General features: G+C 59.8%; 15 protein-coding genes. 10 read left to right on the top strand and 5 right to left on the bottom strand.

Annotated elements, in window-relative coordinates; all coding sequences use genetic code 11:
- Positions 1–25: 25 nt before the first annotated feature.
- Positions 26–700, top strand: a complete 675-nt coding sequence (locus BLU75_RS09985; RefSeq protein ID WP_084376739.1) for a Crp/Fnr family transcriptional regulator — start codon at positions 26–28, stop codon at positions 698–700.
- A 35-nt stretch (positions 701–735) separates the two neighbouring features.
- On the opposite strand, the gene deoC is transcribed toward BLU75_RS09985, so the two are convergent.
- Positions 736–1,419: a deoxyribose-phosphate aldolase gene (gene deoC / locus BLU75_RS09980; protein ID WP_084376740.1), complete on the bottom strand. Its 684-nt coding sequence runs from the start codon at positions 1,417–1,419 to the stop codon at positions 736–738.
- Between the two features lie 128 nt (positions 1,420–1,547).
- On the opposite strand from deoC, the gene deoR reads away from it, so the two are divergent.
- The gene (deoR, locus tag BLU75_RS09975; RefSeq protein ID WP_084376741.1) at positions 1,548–2,306 is read left to right on the top strand and encodes a DNA-binding transcriptional repressor DeoR; all 759 of its coding nucleotides are present in this window, start codon (positions 1,548–1,550) and stop codon (positions 2,304–2,306) included.
- On the opposite strand, the gene BLU75_RS09970 is transcribed toward deoR, so the two are convergent.
- From BLU75_RS09970 to rbsK, 3 genes are read right to left on the bottom strand one after another with little or no spacing between them, the layout of a single operon-like run.
- The gene (locus BLU75_RS09970) at positions 2,303–3,349 is read right to left on the bottom strand and encodes an aldose 1-epimerase family protein (RefSeq protein ID WP_084376742.1); all 1,047 of its coding nucleotides are present in this window, start codon (positions 3,347–3,349) and stop codon (positions 2,303–2,305) included. The two genes, deoR and BLU75_RS09970, sit on opposite strands and share 4 nt — an antisense overlap.
- Positions 3,346–4,674, bottom strand: coding sequence for an L-fucose:H+ symporter permease (gene fucP / locus BLU75_RS09965; RefSeq protein WP_084376743.1), 1,329 nt, complete (start codon positions 4,672–4,674; stop codon positions 3,346–3,348). The genes BLU75_RS09970 and fucP overlap by 4 nt, the downstream gene beginning before the upstream one ends.
- A gap of 27 nt (positions 4,675–4,701) precedes the next feature.
- The gene (gene rbsK, locus BLU75_RS09960) at positions 4,702–5,622 is read right to left on the bottom strand and encodes a ribokinase (protein WP_084376744.1); all 921 of its coding nucleotides are present in this window, start codon (positions 5,620–5,622) and stop codon (positions 4,702–4,704) included.
- 217 nt (positions 5,623–5,839) lie between these two features.
- Here rbsK and BLU75_RS09955 point away from each other — a divergent pair, with 217 nt between their 5' ends.
- Entirely contained in the window at positions 5,840–6,697 is an 858-nt protein-coding gene (locus BLU75_RS09955; protein WP_084376745.1) for an SDR family oxidoreductase, read from the top strand.
- Between the two features lie 323 nt (positions 6,698–7,020).
- On the opposite strand, the gene BLU75_RS09950 is transcribed toward BLU75_RS09955, so the two are convergent.
- A complete protein-coding gene (locus tag BLU75_RS09950; RefSeq protein WP_084376746.1) occupies positions 7,021–7,935 on the bottom strand; it encodes a site-specific integrase in 915 nt (304 codons plus the stop codon).
- A gap of 578 nt (positions 7,936–8,513) precedes the next feature.
- On the opposite strand from BLU75_RS09950, the gene arnC reads away from it, so the two are divergent.
- From arnC to BLU75_RS09915, 7 genes are read left to right on the top strand one after another with little or no spacing between them, the layout of a single operon-like run.
- Positions 8,514–9,548, top strand: a complete 1,035-nt coding sequence (arnC, locus tag BLU75_RS09945; RefSeq protein ID WP_084376747.1) for an undecaprenyl-phosphate 4-deoxy-4-formamido-L-arabinose transferase — start codon at positions 8,514–8,516, stop codon at positions 9,546–9,548.
- The gene (gene arnA / locus BLU75_RS09940; RefSeq protein ID WP_084376748.1) at positions 9,545–11,548 is read left to right on the top strand and encodes a bifunctional UDP-4-amino-4-deoxy-L-arabinose formyltransferase/UDP-glucuronic acid oxidase ArnA; all 2,004 of its coding nucleotides are present in this window, start codon (positions 9,545–9,547) and stop codon (positions 11,546–11,548) included. Before arnC ends, arnA begins: the two co-directional genes overlap by 4 nt.
- Positions 11,548–12,432, top strand: coding sequence for a 4-deoxy-4-formamido-L-arabinose-phosphoundecaprenol deformylase (arnD, locus tag BLU75_RS09935; protein ID WP_084376749.1), 885 nt, complete (start codon positions 11,548–11,550; stop codon positions 12,430–12,432). Before arnA ends, arnD begins: the two co-directional genes overlap by 1 nt.
- A complete protein-coding gene (arnT, locus tag BLU75_RS09930; RefSeq protein WP_084376750.1) occupies positions 12,429–14,084 on the top strand; it encodes a lipid IV(A) 4-amino-4-deoxy-L-arabinosyltransferase in 1,656 nt (551 codons plus the stop codon). Before arnD ends, arnT begins: the two co-directional genes overlap by 4 nt.
- The gene (gene arnE, locus BLU75_RS09925) at positions 14,081–14,428 is read left to right on the top strand and encodes a 4-amino-4-deoxy-L-arabinose-phosphoundecaprenol flippase subunit ArnE (protein WP_084376751.1); all 348 of its coding nucleotides are present in this window, start codon (positions 14,081–14,083) and stop codon (positions 14,426–14,428) included. The genes arnT and arnE overlap by 4 nt, the downstream gene beginning before the upstream one ends.
- Positions 14,425–14,838 carry a 4-amino-4-deoxy-L-arabinose-phosphoundecaprenol flippase subunit ArnF gene (gene arnF / locus BLU75_RS09920; protein WP_084376752.1) on the top strand — a complete coding sequence of 138 codons (414 nt, stop codon included), beginning with the start codon at positions 14,425–14,427 and terminating at the stop codon, positions 14,836–14,838. Before arnE ends, arnF begins: the two co-directional genes overlap by 4 nt.
- Positions 14,835–16,214: a UDP-glucose dehydrogenase family protein gene (locus BLU75_RS09915; protein WP_090221441.1), complete on the top strand. Its 1,380-nt coding sequence runs from the start codon at positions 14,835–14,837 to the stop codon at positions 16,212–16,214. Before arnF ends, BLU75_RS09915 begins: the two co-directional genes overlap by 4 nt.
- The last annotated feature ends 32 nt before the right edge of the window (positions 16,215–16,246 follow it).

Here is a 16,246-nt window from a genome sequence, read left to right as displayed (position 1 = left end):
CTATAACCGTCAGCGGAGGTACGCCATGCTGACTCACCCTTCCATTGTTTTAACGTTGCGCGGTCATCATCTGTTCAGCCAGTTGCCGGAGAAAATCTTCGAGGAAGTCTGCGCGCTGGCCGTGCTCAAGCGCCTGCCTTGTCAGCGCACCCTCATGCACCAGGGCGACCCCGCCAAGCGCTTTTTCCTGCTGGTCAGCGGCCAGATCAAGTTGTACCGGCTGACGGGCGAAGGTCAGGAAAACCTGGTGGAAATCATCCAGCCCGGGCAAACCTTTGCCGAAGCCCTGCTGTTCAGCCAGGCCCGCCTGTACCCGGTGAGCGCCACCGCGTTGAAGGACAGTCTGCTCGTCAGCATCGAAGGCAACCATTATCGCAATGCGCTAGAGGACCAGCCGAAAGTCTGCCTGGCGATTCTGGCGAACATGAGCGTTCACTTGCACCTACGGCTGCGCGACATCGATACCTTGACCATGGCGAGCGCGAGCCGTCGGGTGATCAATTTTCTGTTCCAGGAGCGCCATCCGGTCACCGGCCAGATTGTCTTGCAGACCTCCAAGCGATTGGTGGCGTCAAAGCTGGGGATTCAGCCGGAAACCTTTTCGCGGATTTTGCATCGCCTGGTGGACAGCGGCCTGATCGCCATGGAGCGACGCCACATCAGCATCCTCGCCGAAGAGGAACTGGCGGCGTTCCAATAGGTTATGGCGAAGATTAATGGTCTGAAGGGGGCGGGTTAATAGCCATTGGCAACAGTGATCCCAGCTCCCACAATCGCGATCCCGGAGCTGCTGCCCAGCCGCGTGGCGCCGGCTTCAATCATTGCGACTGCCGTTGGGTAGTCACGCACTCCGCCCGAGGCCTTGACCCCGACGCCCTCGCCTACCACTTTGCGCATCAGCGCCACGTCCTCGAGCGTTGCTCCACGGTGGCTGAATCCGGTGGATGTTTTGACGAATGCCACCCCCAGGTCACGGCAGATTTCACAGGCCTGGATCTTCTGTTCATCGGTCAGCAGGCAGGTTTCCAGGATGACCTTCAAAGGCACGCTGCCGCAGGCCTGTTGCACCAACGCAATGTCGTCCCGCACCAGGTCCAGCAGAGCGTCTTTCAGCCAGCCGATATTGAGCACCATGTCGATCTCCCGTGCCCCAGCTTCGATGGCGCGCCGGGCTTCAAAAGCCTTGGTGTCGCTCAAGCCGGCGCCCAGCGGGAAGCCGACCACCGCGCAAATCACTACTGCAGCGTCGGTCAGGCAGGCCGCCGCATACGGCACCTGCGCCGAATTCAGGCACACCGAATAGAAGCCATGTTCCAAGGCTTCTTCACACAGCGTGCGAACTTGCTGCCGGGAAGCATCCGGTGCCAGCAGGGTGTGATCGATGTAGCTGGCCAATGCTGTGGGTTGAAGGTTCTTCATTTAGCGTGCCCTTGCCTGTATGTTGCCAATGATCATGCGTCACCGTACCGGGTGAGCACACAGATTCGTTACAATAATCACAATTAATGTTACTTATATAACATCATTAATCAAGCCCTGGAATGCCTGTGGACAGTAAAAAAGCCGAGCGACTCAAGCTTATCCAGCAAGCCCTGCAGGACCAGAGCGCCATTCACCTGCGGGAAATGGCGGCCCTGCTGGATGTTTCCGAGATGACCTTGCGCCGTGACCTGAACCACTTCAGTGAGCATCTGCGCCTTTTAGGCGGCTATATCACGCGCGTAGGCAGTGACGCTGGCGACTATCGTGTGGCCGATCAAGACACCCGGCATGTCGAAGAGAAACGCCGCATCGGCAAGCTCGCCGCACGCCTGATCCAGCCCGGTGACACGGTTTTTTTCGACTGCGGCACCACCACGCCGTTTGTGATTGATTTCCTCCCCGACGAGCTGGAATTCACCGCCGTGTGCAGCTCCCTGAACGTATTGCTCAAGCTGTACAACAAACCCAACTGCCACATCGTGATGTGTGGCGGCACCTTTCACCGCCAGAACCAAGTGTTTGAAAGCGGTGCCGAAAGCGCCATCCTCGATAGTGTGCGGCTGACCTGGGCCTTCGTCTCCGCCGCCGGGGTCAGCCAGGCGTTGGGCGTGACCTGCTTCAACTTCAATGAAGTCGAGGTCAAGCAAAAGGTCCTGCGCCAGGCCCGTCAGCGGGTGTTGCTGGCCGATTTCAGCAAGTTCGACACGGTGCGCACCGCTCACTTCGCCGCGCTGGAAGACTTCCAGTACGTGGTCAGCGACAAAAAAATCCCGCGCTTGTACCAGGACGCGATCAAGGCCAACGGCGCACAATTGCTGGTTTAGCCCGCTAATGCCAGGCGCTCCGGGACACTCAGGTAGCCAGTGGTCACGCTGAACGCGGTGCTGGCTCCGGCCGCCAGCGAGCGCAGATTGCCCTTGGCCTTCTCGGCGTTGTAACCCTCCGGCTCACAGGTGGCCGGCAAGACAAACGCCGCCACCTGTTGATCGGGGTTATGCAGGATCCAGCGTGCCGCATGCTCGAACTGTTCGGGCCGATAGCGCGTATAGAACGCGGTCCCGTCGGGGTGATCCAGCAGAAAATGGGCCTGGCCCTCGGCGTCCGTGCCCACCTCGTCGAAGAAAAACACAATCTCCGGGTCATACAGCGCCGGCTGTTCGAGCCTCGCCAACTGCGCCGGGTGCTCGGCCAGTTGCGCCATATAGGCGCTCCACGCCGGGGTCGGCTTGACATGGTCCGGCACACTGCTGCGCAAGCGCAGACGCTGCATGCCAAACGGTTCGACGAAACGGCCGCCCTCGACGTATGCGTAATTCATGTGGGCCATGTACATCAGGTCCATGGGCTTGCCGGCGAGATTGGTCACGTTCATGCCGATATCGAACAGCGCGCAACCCGTGCGCAGCGTCACGCTGGGTTGCGCCCGATAACGATCGCCGAAACCCTGGGCATATTCATATTCGCCGCCCAGGCGCAGGAAACCTGCACCGACCTCCAGCCAGGCGCTGTCCATTGCCGCGCACGGCATCTCTCCGTGCAAGGCGTGATCATCCGCGGGCGCCGGGCAGCCGTTACGCAGCAGGCCGCTGTGGAACATGAAGCAGCCGTAGGTGCCGATCACCGTTGGGCTCGGCCTGGGCTGGTCGAACAGGTTGCTCATGGTCAAGTCGCAACCGTCGAATACCGCCGACCAGATCATCTGCCCCTGATATGGCAACACCACCAGCCGGCCCCGGCTGTTTTCCAAGCTCAGGGCCAATACGCCGGACGGATAGGTCCAGGCGCTGACCTTGAAGTCCGCCGACTGCAACAGTAGCTTTTGCTGTTCGCCAAACAGCGCTCGATACAGCGGGATACGCGTATTCATGAGGCGACCGCCGTCGCGCCTGCGGGCATTGTGTGGGAATGACGCAGGCATTTGAGGGCATACATCACGATCACGATAAAGCACAGCAGCGGCACGCTATACGCCAACTGCATGTTGCCGCCCGTGGCATCCGACAGCAGCCCCTGGAAGATCGGAATCACCCCGCCGCCGACAATGCTCATCACCAACAGTGAGCCGCCCACGCCGGTGTCCTCACCCAAGCCGTCGATCGTCAGGCCGTAGATGGTTGGCCAGCACGGCCCGAGGAAAATGCTCACTCCGACCGCCGCGTACACCGCCGAGATATTCGGCACCAGGATGGTGTAGGCCAGCAACACGATGCACAGCACCCCGTAAATCGCCAGGACCCTGGCCGGGTGCAGCCGACGCATCAGCAGATTGGCGATCAACTTGCCGACAAAGTAGGCGGCGAAGGTGGTCAACAGGAACCAGGAAGCACTGCGCTCATTCATGCCGCCCATTTGCATCGCCAGGCGTATGGTGAAACTCCACACGCCGACCTGGGCGCCGACGTAGAGAAACTGCGCCAGTACGCCAAAGGTGAAACGCGGGTTACGCCACAACCGGCCGAGGCTTTGACCCAGGCTGCCGCGCTTGTGGTCGACTTTCTGGTTGCCCTTGCAGGCCGGGAAGCGCGTGATGGCGACCAGGATGAACATCAATATCAGCACCGCGATCATCCATTTATAGGGCAATAACGTCGACTGGATCATTTGCAGTTGTTGCACGGCCGCTTCTGACGCGCTCATTTGGGCCAGTTGTTCGGTGGTAGCGTCGGTCTCCTTGAACATCACGAAGCTGCCGACATACACCCCGGTCATCGCCCCGAACGGGTGGAAGGTCTGGGAGATATTCAGACGCCGGGTCCCGGTTTCCCGTGGGCCCATCAGCGTCGAGTAGGTATTACAGGCGGTTTCCAGGAACGACAGGCCCGCGGCGATCACAAAAAGCGCCAATAGAAACATGCCGTACTTGGCCGTGGAAGCCGCCGGAAAAAACAGCAGGCAACCCAGCATGTACAGCAACAGACCAATCAGGATGGTGCTTTTATAGCTGAACCGTCGCACCACCATCGCCGCCGGAATCGCCACGAAAAAGTAGCCCAGGTAAAACGCTGACTGCACGAATGCCGTCTGGAAATCGCTGAGCATGAACGCTTTCTTGAAATGCGCGATTAACACGTCATTCATGCTCGCCGCCGCGGCCCACAGCGCAAAAATGCTGCACAGCAGGATAAAGGCGAACCAGGGCGTGCGATTCAGGTAGAAGCCATCGGGTGTTTGTTGCAGCGCAGGTTTGTTCATTATTGTTCTCCGGGCTGGGTTGGGGTGTTACGACTGTTGCTGGAAACGCGCGAAGGTTTCGAGGTCGGGGTAAGACGTCTGTGTGCCGAGGCCCGTGACCGAGTGCGCGGAATAGGCCACGGCTTGTTGCATGGCTTGGCGAATGTCGCCGTCACGGCTCCAGTGCCGGACAAAGCAACCGATAAACGCATCCCCGGCGCCAGTGGTATCCCGGGCCTCTACGCACAGGCCGTCGACCTGGAACTCGCCCTCCTCGCCCACGTACAGCGCGCCGGCCTGGCCGAGGGTGACGATGACGTGGCGAATCCCGCTGGCCACCAGCGTGCGTGCGGCCGCGCGGGCCGCTTGCACCGAGTCGACGACCTGCCCGGTGATCAGGGCCAGCTCCGATTCGTTGGGGACCAGGAAATCCAGCTGCGCCAAGTGCTCAGCACTCAGGCCGGACAGGGCCGGGGCGGGATTGAGCAATACCGGGATGCCATGCTTGCGGCCAAACTCGATGGCGTAATAGACCGTGGCCAGGTTGATCTCAAGTTGCAGCACGATCAGCGAACAATCGCGCAGATCGGCGGTTGCGGCGTCGATATCGACCGGCAGCAAATGCGCGTTGGCGCCTTTGACAATCAGAATGCTGTTGTGGGAGTCCGCCTGGACGAAAATCGGCGCCACACCACTGGAAACGCCGGGCACCCGCTGCACATAGCGGGTGTCGATGCCGAAGCGCTGGAAATTGGCCAGGGTGTTGTCGGCGAACATGTCGTCACCGACTTTGCTCAGCATCAGCACGTCGCCGCCCAGCTTGGCCGCAGCCACCGCCTGATTGGCGCCCTTGCCGCCACAACCAAGGGCAAAGCCCGGCGCTTCAAGGGTTTCACCCTGGGCCGGCATGCGCTCGATGTAGGTGATCAGGTCCACCATATTGCTGCCGATGACTGCGATCTTGCTCATTGCTATCCACCTTGTTGCAGGCACGGCCGGACGGCTCGTGACGCTATTGTTTTGTTATTTAAATAACATTTTGTGTGAATACTCAATCTTTTTTTTGATGAAGGGAGCGCAAAACACCCGGAACACCATTCGTCGGAGTGAAGGGCAATCCTTTCCAACTATCGCTGCCGGGAAAATTACTAATTCCTAAACCCACTGTGATCGATGGAGACTTCAGATGACTGACTACCCACGCCCGCCCTTCCCCGCCCAGGCCCAGACCGTTCCCGGTTCGCAAAGGAAGATGGAGCCCTACCCGGACTGCGGCGAACAGAGTTATCGCGGGTCTGGACGGCTGGCAAACAAGATTGCGCTGATTACCGGCGCCGACAGCGGCATCGGGCGTGCGGTGGCTATTGCCTTTGCCCGCGAAGGCGCCGATGTGGCCATCGCCTACCTGGATGAACACGACGACGCGCGCGAGACCGCTCGCTGGGTGGAAGAAGCCGGCCGCCAGTGCTTGCTGCTGCCGGGGGATATCGCTGAAAAGGCCACGTGCCAGGCGCTTGTCGACAAGACCGTGGAGCAGTTTGGGCGTATCGACGTGCTGGTGAACAACGCGGCCTTTCAGATGAGTCACGAAACCTTCGAGGAAATTTCCGACGAGGAATGGGTCAAGACCTTCGATATCAACATCACCGCGATGTTTCGCATTTGCAAGGCCGCGCTGCCGCATATGAAAGCCGGAGGATCGATCATCAACACCAGTTCGGTGAATTCGGACATGCCCAAGCCAACGCTGTTGGCCTACGCGACCACCAAGGGCGCCATCGCCAACTTCACCGGCGGGCTGGCGCAGATGCTCGGCAGCAAGGGGATCCGGGTCAACAGCGTGGCGCCGGGACCGATCTGGACTCCGTTGATCGTTTCGACCATGCCGGATGAAGAGGTGCAGAACTTCGGCAGTCAGACGCCGCTGGGCCGTCCGGGACAACCGGTGGAGGTGGCGCCGATTTATGTGTTGCTGGCTTCGGATGAGGGCAGCTACATCTCGGGTGCGCGGTATTCGGTGACCGGCGGCAAGCCGATTCTTTAAGGGTTGGATCCGCCCCTCACCCTAGCCCTCTCCCAGAGGGAGAGGGAACTGAGCGAAGTGTGCGCAGAAAATCAGCGACTTGTAGCACCGCGTCGATTATGGATTTCAAGCGAGGTCCAAGTCGCTGTAACTCGCCAATATCCCCCAATCGTTGCGAACCGCGCGAAGTATGCCGAGAAAGTCAACGACCTGGGACGCTGTGCCCATTTTGGATTCCCGGCTGCAGGGCCAGGTCGATGTCACTCGCCAATATCCCCCAATCGGCCCCCTCTCCCTCCGGGAGAGGGCTGGGGTGAGGGCGGGATCCACGCCGATCCTGTGCGTCAAAGATCAAACCGATCCACTGCCCGTCGCCGCTCATTGTCATCGCGCACGTCATAACTGGCCGTGGTCTGGATATTGGTGTGATGCGCCAGCTTCTGCGCAATCGACAAATCATGTTCCTCGATTACTCGGGTAATAAACGAGCGGCGGAAATCATGCGGCATGATCTTCACGCCTACCTGCGCGCCACGCTGACGCGCGATGTAGTAGATCGCGTGCTTGGTGATGCGCTCGCGGGTGATGTGGCTGCCCCGACGAATGCGGTTGAACAGGAAGCTGTCGTCCACCTCGCCCTCTTTCAACTGTTCGCGGCGAAACGCCAGCCACGCCTCTAACTTGGCAAAGGCCCAGGCTGGAGCGTACTTGATCAGTTGCTTGTTGCCCTTGCCGATGACATTCAGGCTGCGCTCCTGGAAGTTGACCTGGGCCAGTTCGAGGTTGACCGACTCCGATTTACGCATCCCCGAGCCATACAGAATGCCAATCACCGCTGCATCACGCAGCCCTTGAGGACGCGGGTCGGCGGTGCAGACTTCCATCAATTCCCGAATCAGACTGCGCCGCAGGTTGCGACCTTGGCTCAAGCGCGTGCCCGGCGTGGCCTTGACCGAACGCATCTTCAACAGATGGTCCTGGCTGATCAAACTCATGCGCCAGGCTTCGTTCATCACCCCGCGCACAGCGTTGACGTAGAGTGATGAAGTGTTCGGCGCATAACCGTCTTCGCGCAAGACCGCCACCAACGCCATCACGTGTTCTGGCTGCAGCAGGTGCCAGTCGATGTCTTCCAGGTTTATTTCTTCGTAACCCAGGCGGTCGGCGGCGTCTTGCAGCACGTAGCGCATGGTCAATTGGCTGGAAGGCGCAAGGCGCGAAAGATAGAGCGTCAGGGGATTACGGGAAATCTCGGTCAAAATAGATCAGCCTTCGGATTAAATATCTGGACTAAGCCTCTGTTTAGCTTGGGTATTTGTTATTTAATGAGTCCCGAGTCTAGCGCAGGTCGGGCGTTCGTACCAAACCATGGCCGTTCCAGGGTGTCCTGCACGGTTTCGATAGATCCGTTGTCGCCCGGATGCGTAGCGGCGTACTCGGTCGCGATACGTCTAATTGTTGCGATAAATGACTTACGGATGAAGGCTACATAAAGAAGCGGTTCTCCTCCCTAGTGCTTATCTGAACACTTGCTGTCTGCCCGCCAAATAAACGGGTTTTTCATCGGCCTTTCATATTCGTTCGACATTTTTGCGCTTAATCTTCAACGTACGGCTTGAACATACATCACGATTGGCAGACTAACCCTTTGATTATACTTTACCTTTGACCACTCCAACGTTTACTCAAGACCCCGACGTCCGGCTCGCTCGCCAGTCATCGAGGCTGTCGAGAAATGGCGACACAGCGGTTGTTTTTTATTCGGGCGCTCGCACTTTCAATCATTGACGGTTGTCGTTTCCACGCGCCAAGTTGCTCTAACCCGAGGCATGAATCTTTGAAACCCTACCCTATTCATTGTGTGTCGATCGTTATCCCGGTCTACAACGAAGAACATAGCCTGCCCGAACTGTTGCGTCGCACTAGGGCGGCGTGCAAGCAGTTGGCGTATGAATACGAAATCATCCTGGTGGATGACGGCAGCCGCGACGGCTCGGCGCAATTGCTGGAAGACGCTGCGCTGGTGTCCGGGAGCCATGTGGTGGCGGTGATCCTCAACCGCAATTACGGGCAACATGCGGCAATCATGGCCGGTTTCGAGCAATGCCGGGGCGATGTGGTGATTACGCTTGACGCCGACCTGCAAAACCCACCTGAAGAGATCCCGCGCCTGGTGGAACAAGCTGCCCTGGGCTACGACGTGGTCGCCACGGTGCGCAACAACCGCCAGGACTCAGCCTTTCGCCGCTGGCCGTCGCGCTTGATCAATCTGGCAGTCCAGCGTTCCACGGGCGTGGCGATGAGTGACTACGGCTGCATGCTGCGCGCGTACCGGCGCACCATCGTCGACGCGATGCTGGCCTGTCGTGAACGCAGTACCTTTATTCCGATCCTCGCCAACGGCTTCGCCCGCCACACCACGGAAATTCCCGTGCATCATGCTGAACGGGAGCACGGCGAGTCTAAATACAGTGCCATGCGCCTGATCAGCCTGATGTTCGACCTGCTCACCTGCATGACCACCACACCGTTGCGATTGTTGAGCATTGTCGGCTTCAGCCTTGCCGCGCTGGGCATGCTCTTCGCTTTGTCACTGATTATCCTGCGCCTGGCCTTCGGCGCCGACTGGGCCGGTGACGGTCTGTTTGTGCTGTTCGCCGTGCTGTTTGTGTTCACCGGTGGTCAATTCATCGGCATGGGGCTGTTGGGCGAATACCTGGGGCGCACGTACAGCGATGTGCGCGCGCGCCCACGGTTCTTTATTGAAAAGGTGCTGCGTAACGATCCCGTCGCGCCCGCGCCGGTGGTCATCGTTGATGGCCTGCCCTCCTCGCGTACTTCCACTTCATCTGCCGATCAGGTTTCGTCATGAATCCCAACGTTGTTGTCTTTGCTTATCACGATATTGGCTGTGCCGGCATTGAAGCCCTGCTTGCCGCTGGCTATGACATTGCTGCCGTGTTCACCCATGCCGACGACCCCAAGGAAAACACCTTCTACGCTTCTGTAGCCCAACTGTGCGCGCGCAAGGGCATTGCGGTGCATGCGCCGGAAGATGCCAACCACCCGCTGTGGGTCGAGCGTGTTGCCAAGCTCAAGCCGGATTTCATTTTCTCGTTCTACTACCGCAACCTGTTGAGCGAGGCCCTATTGGCCACCGCGGGTAAAGGCGGGTTCAATCTGCATGGTTCGTTGCTGCCCAAATACCGCGGGCGCGCACCGGCGAACTGGGTGCTGGTCAACGGTGAGCGCGAAACCGGCGTGACGCTGCACCGTATGGTCCAGCGTGCCGATGCCGGGGCCATTGTGGCTCAGCAAAAGGTCGGCATCGAGCGCAGCGACACCGCCCTGAGCCTGCACGCCAAGTTGCGTGATGCCGCGCGTAGCCTGCTGAGCGACGCGCTGCCGCAACTGGCCAAGGGCACGTTGACGGAAACCGCCCAGGACGAGCGCCAGGCCAGCTGTTTCGGTCGTCGCACCGCCGCCGACGGCAAGCTGGAATGGAAAAAACCGGCTGAAGAACTGTTCAACCTGGTCCGTGCCGTGACCCAGCCTTACCCGGGCGCCTTTTGCGCGGTTGGCGAGCACAAGCTGATTGTCTGGAGCGCCGAAGTCGTCAAAGGTAACCACGGCCTGGCGCCGGGCCGTGTGATCAGCGTTGATCCACTGTGCATTGCGTGCGGTGAGGATTCCCTGCTCATCAAGTCCGGTCAGCGCGCTGATAACGGTCTGTACCTGGCCGGGCCGGCGCTGGCCGACGAGTTGGGGCTGGTGGAAGGTTCCATGCTGCGCGGCGCCGAGTCCGGCCGCAAGCCACGCCGTACCCGGGTGTTGATCCTGGGTGTGAACGGCTTTATCGGCAATCACCTGTCCGAACGCCTGCTGCGCGATGACCGCTACGAAGTCTACGGTCTGGACATCGGCTCCGACGCCATCGAGCGTCTGCGCAGCCACCCCCATTTCCACTATGTGGAAGGCGATATCAGCATTCACTCCGAGTGGATCGAGTACCACATCAAGAAATGTGACGTGATCCTGCCGCTGGTGGCCATCGCCACCCCTATCGAATACACCCGTAACCCGCTGCGCGTGTTCGAACTGGACTTCGAAGAAAACCTGAAGCTGGTGCGCTACTGCGTCAAATATGACAAGCGCGTGATCTTCCCCTCGACCTCCGAAGTCTATGGCATGTGCCAGGACCAGAATTTCGATGAAGACACCTCCAACCTGGTGGTCGGGCCGATCAACAAGCAGCGTTGGATCTATTCGGTCTCCAAGCAATTGCTCGACCGGGTGATCTGGGCCTACGGCGTCAAGGGCCTGAAATTCACCCTGTTTCGCCCCTTCAACTGGATGGGCCCGCGTCTGGATCGCCTGGATTCGGCGCGTATCGGCAGCTCCCGGGCCATCACCCAGCTGATCCTCAACCTGGTGGAAGGCACGCCGATCCGCCTGTTCGACGGTGGTGAACAGAAACGCTGTTTTACCGACATTGCCGATGGCATCGAGGCCCTGGCGCGGATCATTGATAACGAAAATGATGCGTGTGACGGTCAGATCATCAACATCGGCAACCCGGACAACGAAGCGAGCATCCGCCAGTTGGGCGAAGAGCTGCTGCGTCAGTTCGAAGCTCATCCACTGCGCGCCAACTTCCCACCGTTCGCCGGTTTCCGTGAGGTGGAAAGCAAGGCTTTCTACGGTAACGGCTACCAGGATGTGGCGCACCGCAAACCGAGTATCGCCAATGCCAAGCGCCTGCTGAACTGGGAACCCACGGTGCCAATGCACGAAACCATCGGCAACACCCTGGATTTTTTCCTGCGTGAAGCGATGCTGGAAATCGCTCAATCCACCGAAGAAGCTCGTTAATGAAGGCAGGTTTGCGCATAGACGTCGACACCTACCGGGGCACCCGTGAAGGTGTGCCGCGGTTGCTGGAGCTGCTGGATGAAGCCGGAATCAAGGCCACGTTCTTTTTCAGCGTCGGTCCGGACAACATGGGGCGTCACTTGTGGCGCCTGATGCGTCCACGGTTCCTGTGGAAGATGCTGCGCTCCAACGCGGCCGGGTTGTACGGCTGGGACATTCTGCTGGCGGGCACTGCGTGGCCAGGTAAGCCCATCGGTCGCGATCTGGGGCATCTGATGCGCCGGGCCAAGGCCGCTGGACACGAGGTTGGGCTGCACGCATGGGACCACCATGGCTGGCAAGCCAACGCCGGACGTTGGAGCGACGTCCAGTTGGTGGAGCAGATCCACCGCGGGGTCGAGACCTTGAGCGAGATCCTCGGCGAGCCGGTCGACTGTTCCGCCGCCGCCGGTTGGCGCGCGGACGAGCGTGTCGTGCAAGCCAAGCAAGCCTTCAACTTTCGTTACAACAGTGATTGCCGGGGTGATAGTCCGTTCCGTCCGATCCTCGCCGATGGCAGCGCCGGCACGCCACAGGTACCGGTCAATCTGCCGACCTTCGACGAAGTCGTCGGCCCGCGCGTGGCGGCCAGGGACTTCAACCGCTTCATTCTCGAGCGATTCACCGAATCGACATTCAACGTCTATACGATCCACGCAGAAGTGGAAGGGATTCTGATGGCCAATGATTTTCGCCAGTTGCTTGCCCAGGCCGGGCAGCGTGGCATTGAGTTTCAGCCTCTGGGTAATCTGTTGCCGGCGCAACCGGCAACCTTGCCCCAGGCGCACCTGACTCGCGGCGTGCTCAGCGGCCGCGAAGGTTGGCTGGGAGTGCAGAAGGCATGATTCGCCGTTGGGCCCTGCCCCTGCTCTTATTGGTCTTTGGTTTGTGCTATCTGGTGCCGATGGCGACTCATGGCTTGTGGATACCCGATGAAACCCGCTACGCGCAGATCAGCCAGGAAATGCTGCTGACCGGCAAATGGGCGTCCCCGCACTTTATGGGGATCCGCTATTTCGAGAAACCGGTGGCCGGGTACTGGATGATCGCCCTGGGCCAGGCGATTTTCGGCCAGAACCTGTTCGGCGTGCGTTTTGCTTCGGCGCTGGCGACAGGCCTGAGCATCCTGCTGGTTTATTTCATGTCCCGACGCTTGTGGAACGATCCGCGCAAGAGCTTGGCCAGCAGTCTGCTGTACATGAGTTTTGTCAGCATCGCCGCGTCGGGCGGCTATGCCAATCTCGATCCGCAGTTCACCTTCTGGGTCAACCTCAGCGTTGTGGCGTTGTGGCTGTGCTTTGACAGCAGCAGTCGGCGCGCCCGATTGGGGGCCTGGACCTTGCTCGGCCTGGCGTGTGCCATGGGGTTCATGACCAAGGGATTTCTGGCGTGGTTGCTGCCTATATTGATTGCCCTGCCCTATATGGTGTGGCAAAAGCGCACGCGCGAGCTGCTGACCCATGGCAGTGTAGCGATTGCGGTGGCGATTGTCGTCAGCCTGCCTTGGGCCTTGATGGTGCATGCCCAGGAACCGGATTACTGGCGCTTTTTTTTCTGGCATGAACACATCCAGCGGTTTGCCGGCGCGGATGCCCAACACGATGCAGCCTGGTGGTACTACTTGCCCTTGCTGGTGGCCTTCAGCCTGCCCTGGGTGGTGTTGCTGCCCGCGACCTTGAAACAGGCCTGGCAGGCAAGGCGTACGCCAAAAAGCGGTTTCCTGCTGTTGTGGCTGCTGATGCCGCTGGCGTTCTTCAGCCTGAGCAAGGGTAAGCTGCCGGCGTACATCCTGCCGTGCCTGTTACCGCTGGCACTGTTGATGGGGAACACGTTGGCCGAAAAACTGGCCGCAGCCCGTGGGCGTACATTGCAAGTCAACGGTTGGCTCAACCTGGTCCTCGGCGTACTGGGCTTGCTGGCCTTGGTCTACTTCCAGATAAAGAAGCCTTTGTATGACCTTCACGAGGAACTGCTGAGCCTGGTGCTGGTGGTTATTGTGCTGGTGGGCTGGATTCTATCCAACCTGTTGCAGGCCACACGTCCTCTGCGCCTGTGGGCTGCCCCGGCCATCGGCAGTTGGCTGCTGGTGGCGTTGGTCCCCGCGGCCCTGCCCCATTCGGTGGTGTACAACAAGACGCCGGACCAACTGATCATTGATCACGTTCCTGAGTTACAGCAGGCCTCGGCGTTGCTGAGCAACGACCTGGGGGCTGCTTCTGCCTTGTCCTGGCGTCTGGGGCGTCCGGAAATCACCTTGTACAACACCGTCGGCGAAGTGAAGTACGGTATCGCGTTTGCGGACACCGCTTATCGGCGCGTGGATATCCCGCAAGTCCTGAAGTGGCTGGCCAAGGCGCGCCAAAAAGGTTCGGTGGGCGTGGTGATGCGGGTCAAGGGCGACTACGCGCGCATGGAGCTGAATCTGTTGCCCAAGGATGCCAAGCGTTATGAACAAGGCAACATGGTCATCCTGATCTTCCCGCAGGCAGTGCCATGATCACCCTGCTTTTGCTGCTGGCCGCGTGCCTGTTGACCTGCCTGGGGCAGGTCTCGCAGAAATTTGCCGTCGACAGCTGGCGCGACCGGCCACACGGTTGGCGCACAAAAGTGGCTTCGCCCTGGCTGTGGTCGGCGCTGCTATGCCTTGGCCTGGGCCTGCTGGTATGGCTGCTGGTACTGCAACGCCTGGAGGTCGGCATCGCCTATCCGATGCTCAGCCTGAACTTTGTCCTGATCACCCTGGTGGCGCGTTTTGTCTTCCATGAGCCGGTGGATCGCCGCCACTGGTGGGGTGTCGCACTGGTCATCGCGGGCGTGGCATTGCTGGGGGCTGAAGTATGAGTCGGGTGCGCGGCTTTGCCCTGGCGCTGGGCAGCGTGACGTTGGTCAGCGCCGCCCAACTGGGCATGCGTTGGAGCATGACCCGCTTGCCGCTGCCCAGCCAATGGCTGAGCACCTTCAACAGCGGCGCTCTGGATCTCGCCGCGCTGGGCGTCGTGAGCCTGGCGATCTTCGCCTACGCTTTGTCGATGCTCTGCTGGCTGGGCGCCTTGCGGCATCTACCGCTTGGTCGTGCTTATTCACTGCTGAGCATCAGTTATGCCCTGGTGTATCTGCTGGCCGCCAGCCTGCCGGTTTTCAACGAGCACTTTTCAGTGTCCAGGACGTTGGGGGTGGCGTTGGTCATCTTCGGCGTCGTGATCATCAACTCCCGTCGCAGCAACGCTACAAGCACCAGGAATACCCCATGAAAATCAGCGTATTTGGTAGTGGTTATGTCGGCCTGGTACAGGCCACCGTACTGGCCGAGGTCGGCCACGATGTCATTTGCATGGACGTCGATGAAGACAAAGTACGCCTGTTGCAGCAAGGACACGTGAGCATTTTCGAGCCGGGACTCGCCAGCCTGGTCAAGGAAAACCTGGAGAGCGCTCGACTGACGTTCACCGCTGACGAAAAGCTTGCGGTGGAACATGGCGACGTGCTGTTTATCGCCGTCGGCACACCCTCGCACGAAGACGGCTCGGCTGACTTGAAATATGTTTTCTCGGTGGGCGATGCTGTGGCCCGTCACCGGGTTCAGCCGGTGATCCTGGTCGAGAAGTCCACCGTGCCGGTGGGTACCGGCGATACCCTGCGTGCGCATATCGAAGACGCCTTGCGTCTGTCCGGGCGCACCTTGACGTTCGATATCGTGTCCAACCCAGAGTTTCTCAAGGAAGGATCAGCGGTGGCCGACTGCCGTCGTCCGGACCGGATCATCATCGGCTGCGAACGTGAGGAGGTCCGCGATGTGATGCGTGATCTGTACGCGCCGTTCAACCGTAACCATGATCGCATTATCTTCATGGACCTGCGCAGCGCCGAACTGACCAAGTATGCCGCCAACTGCATGCTGGCGACCAAGATCAGCTTTATCAACCAGATCGCCGAACTGGCCGAACACTTGGGGGCGGATATCGAGTCGGTGCGTCTGGGCATCGGAGCCGACTCCCGAATCGGTTACCACTTCATCTACCCGGGCTGCGGTTATGGTGGCTCGTGTTTCCCCAAGGACATGCGCGCGCTGATTCACAGCGCTAAACAAGCGCATTGCTCCAGTGACTTGCTGGAGGCGGTGGAAGCCATCAACCAGCGCCAGAAAAGCAAATTGTTCGAGCGGGTCAAGGCGTTCTACAAGGGTGAGCTGCGCGGCAAGACATTTGCCTTGTGGGGCTTGGCGTTCAAGCCCAATACTGATGACATGCGCGACGCACCCAGTCGGGTGCTGATGGAATCGCTGTGGGCCGCAGGCGCCAACGTACGCGCCTTCGACCCGGAAGCCATGCAGGAAACCCAGCGCCTGTACGGCGATGATCCGCGCCTGATGTTGATGGGCACGCCGGAATCGACACTCGGCGGCTCCGACGCGTTGATCATCTGCACCGAGTGGCAGCAGTTCAAGGCGCCGGATTTTGACCTGCTGCAACAGCGCCTCAAAGCCCCGGTGATTTTCGACGGACGCAACCTTTATGACGCCGAGCGACTGGCACGCAAGGGGTTCCACTATTTCCCCATGGGCCGTGGCGCGTCGTGCACCTTGCCGATGCCGCAACAGCAATGGATACCGCGTTTGCTGGAAGCTTAGTCCCTTTGGCGTCCACCTTCAGTGACGCCGCA

The sequence above is a fragment of the Pseudomonas mucidolens genome (assembly GCF_900106045.1).
Classification (GTDB): Bacteria; Pseudomonadota; Gammaproteobacteria; order Pseudomonadales; family Pseudomonadaceae; genus Aquipseudomonas; species Aquipseudomonas mucidolens.
This window is presented reverse-complemented; position numbering and strand designations above follow the sequence as displayed.